Source organism: Henriciella sp. (assembly GCF_049649345.1).
Lineage (GTDB): Bacteria > Pseudomonadota > Alphaproteobacteria > Caulobacterales > Hyphomonadaceae > Henriciella.
The window spans coordinates 1-1866 of record NZ_JBARZC010000053.1; the positions used below are offsets into that span (position 1 = coordinate 1).

Genomic DNA, 1866 nt, shown 5'->3' on the forward strand with positions numbered 1-1866 from the left:
GTACTGGAACCGTACCGAGATGTAGAGCATCATCAGCGCCAGCGCGACGCCGAGCGCGATGAGTCCGCTTCGAAGCAGCTCGCCTGACACTTTGGGGCCCACGGCCGCCGAACTTCTGATGTTCACGCCCGGAAACGCCTCTTCCAGTGATGCCCGGACAAAATTGTTCGCATTCTGCTGGGCCGCTTCCTGGTCGCCGTCTTCTGCTTCCTGCGTGGCAAACCGGATCACGATGACCTCAAGACCATCGACGCCGGTTCCCCGTGCTGCGTTGACCTGCACTTCGCCAAGACCGAGGTCACCGACGACCCCGCGGACGTCCTGCTCATCGACGCCTTCAGGCTGCTCGATCTCGATGACCGAGCCGCCGGCAAAGTCGATCCCGAAATTCAGCCCTTTGGTGAAGATCAGGCCGAACGATGCGGCAATCAGGATCAGGGAGAACACGATCGCTGGAAAGCGGAACGACATGAACCTGATATCGGTTTTCTGAGGCCAGTATTGCAGAAGCATTTGTCCGGTCTCCCTTTCTAGATCGAGAGCTTGCGCGGCTTGAATATGCGCAACCACATGGCGGTGAACCAGCGGGTGACAACGAAAGCCGTGAACACTGACGTAATGATGCCGATGGCGAGGGTCACAGCAAAGCCCTTCACGGGGCCGGAGCCGAGCATGTAGAGAATGGACGCGGCGATGAAAGTGGTGATGTTGGCGTCGAGGATCGTGGCCAGGGCGCGCTCATAGCCCGCAATCACCGCTGTGTTCGGTGACCGCCCTGCCCTTTGCTCCTCTCGAATACGTTCGAACACAATCACATTCGCGTCGACCGCCATACCGATTGTCAGCACGATACCGGCAATACCAGGTAGCGTGAGCGTTGCGCCGAGCCCCGAGAGGGCGCCGAGAATAAGGATGATGTTCGCAAGCAGTGACGCGACAGCAAAGCCACCGACGACGCCATAGGCGAGGATCATAAAGATCGCGACAAGCGCGAGGCCAATCATGCTGGCCCGCGTGCCGGCCTTGATAGAGTCTGCACCAAGACCCGGCCCGACGGTCCGTTCTTCGATGAAGTTCAGTTTGGCCGGCAGTTCGCCTGCTTCGATGATTGCTGCGAGATCCTGGGCTTCCGACATGGAAAACTGACCAGTGATCTGCACATTTCCGCCCCAGATCGGCTCGTTGATGCGCGGCGCCGACATGACGGTTCCGTCGAGCACGATTGCAAAGAATTCACCGCGATTGCTGGCGGTAGTCCTGCCGAAGCGCTCCGCTCCGCTTCCTGTCAGGCGGAAATTCACGGCTGGCGAGTTATCATCCGGGTCGAAACCCTGATTGGCAGAGGCGATATCGCTGCCCGTCACAACTGGTGTCCGGTTGATCAGCATCGCGACGCCCCGGTCATCGGCGACCAGCTCCCACCCGCGGCGTGGGCGCGTGGATTGAGCGGCAGAAATTGCCGACTCACTGCGATCAGCCATGTTGAAGGTGAGGCGGCCTGCCTGGCCGAGAATATTCTTGATCCGGCGAGGGTCAGCTTCGCCCGGCGCCTCGATGACGATCCGCGTGTCGCCCTGCGGCGTGATTCCGACTTCGCTCACACCATCTGGGTCGAGACGTCTGCGGATGATCTCGATCATCTTGTTCTGAGCATCTGCCGCGAGGGCCTGTTTTGCGGCGTCTGAGACCGTGATCCGGATCAGGTCATCGCTGGTGCGTGAAATCGTCATGACTTCCTGATTGCCGGTGGCGCCAATCGTCGGATTGACGCGGCGAAGGCGGCGAACCGCGTCATCCATCTGGTCAGGATTGCGAAGCCGGATCGGCAATGTGCTGCCTTCGAGTTCCGGCACGTCACGTTCTATG

Annotated in this window: 1 protein-coding gene and 1 pseudogene; both read right to left on the reverse strand. The window is 60.0% G+C overall.

The window, feature by feature from the left end; translation table 11 throughout:
• Positions 1 to 513, reverse strand: a pseudogene (locus WA989_RS01370) (protein translocase subunit SecF); the annotation flags it as partial.
• A gap of 17 nt (positions 514 to 530) precedes the next feature.
• A partial coding sequence (secD, locus tag WA989_RS01375; RefSeq protein WP_424338739.1) for a protein translocase subunit SecD occupies positions 531 to 1866 on the reverse strand: 1336 nt, incomplete at its 5' end.